Annotated in this window: 1 pseudogene; it reads right to left on the bottom strand. The window is 67.7% G+C overall.

The features are described from left to right. Positions 1-6 precede the first annotated feature (6 nt). Positions 7-1,331 (bottom strand): annotated as a pseudogene (locus ACWCSU_RS52805) (IS701 family transposase). Positions 1,332-1,372: the final 41 nt, after the last annotated feature.

The following is a 1,372-nucleotide window of genomic DNA, read 5'->3' on the forward strand; positions in this document are numbered from 1 at the left end:
CTAGTACTACAGCCTGATTTCGTGATGCATGAGCCAGCGTCTCCAATGGTGGCTGGCTCGGGCGCGGGTCTGGTGGTGGCGCCGGCGTTGGGACCAGGCCAACGCGTACGTGAGCGGCCGGGTGGCCGTGGCGGTCAGGTGTGCCAGCAGACGGCGGATCTCGGCTGGTGTGAGGCCGACCAGGCCGCTCGGGCTTTTGGGGAATTCGCGGCGGTGACGGCCAGGTAGGCGTGGGCGAGCATCGCGAGGGTGACGTGGCGGTGCCAGGCGTCGTAGCGCCGGACCTGGTAGTGGTCCAGGCCGGTCTCGTTCTTGGCGCTTTGGAAGCACTCCTCGATCGCCCAGCGGGCGCCGGCGACCGTGATGAGGTCCTCCAGCGTGGTGCCGACCGGGGCATGGCACAGGTAGTAGGCCAGCTCGAGCTCGCCTTTGGCGTTGGGGGTCAGGCTGCGCCGGACCAGCAGCCAGCGCTGGTAGCCGGGCTCGACCTCGAAGTGCACATCGGCCAGCGCCCAGTCATACAGCCGCTCTCCCTTGGCGCCCTGGCCGCAGGAACGGCGCTTCCACGCCTCGGCCGGCGCCTGGGCGGCCAGGGTGTCGGCGCGGGTGTCTCCGCTCCACCCCATGGCCACGGTCTGGTTCTTGGGTACCGCCACCACATAGCTCATGTGGTGTTCTTCCAGGAAGCGCCGGAACTTGAAGTCCATGCCGTAGGCCTCATCGGCCGTCACCCAGCAGGCCGGCACGCCTGCTTCCACGGCACGGGCCAGCATCTGCCGCGCCAGCATCGGCTTGGTCGCGAACGCCACGCCCTGGCCGATGCCCGCCGCCGCGCACCGCGCGTGATCCTCGATCCACGACTTCGGCAGATACAACTCGGCGTCGATCAGCGCCCGCCCCAGCGGAGAGGCGTAGGCCAGGAACACGCCCAGCTGGCAGTTCTCCACCCGGCCGGCCGTGCCGGAGTACTGGCGCTGCACCCCGGCCGACTTGTCACCCTTCTTCAAGAAGCCGGTCTCGTCCACGATCAGCACGCCATCACGATGGCCGAGATGGTCCATCACGTATCCGCGCAGGTCGGCTCGTACCTGTCGGGGATCCCAGCGGGCGCTGTTGAGCAGGCGCTGCATCCGATCCGGAGCCGCGTCCCCGGCCGCCTCGGCCAGCTGCCAGCCGTTCTTACGCTCGATCGGTGCCAGCAGTCCCATCACATAGGCTCGCGCCTGCCTGCGCGGTTCCACTCGCCCGAACCGGCCTGCTACTCGCCCGAACAGCGCATCCAGCCCTGACACCCATGATTGAAGATCATCAGCGGTTAACTCATCAGGCATGACCACAGACTACAGATCACAAAGCCTGGCTGTAGTACTAG

Source organism: Nonomuraea sp. NPDC001699, assembly GCF_053596455.1.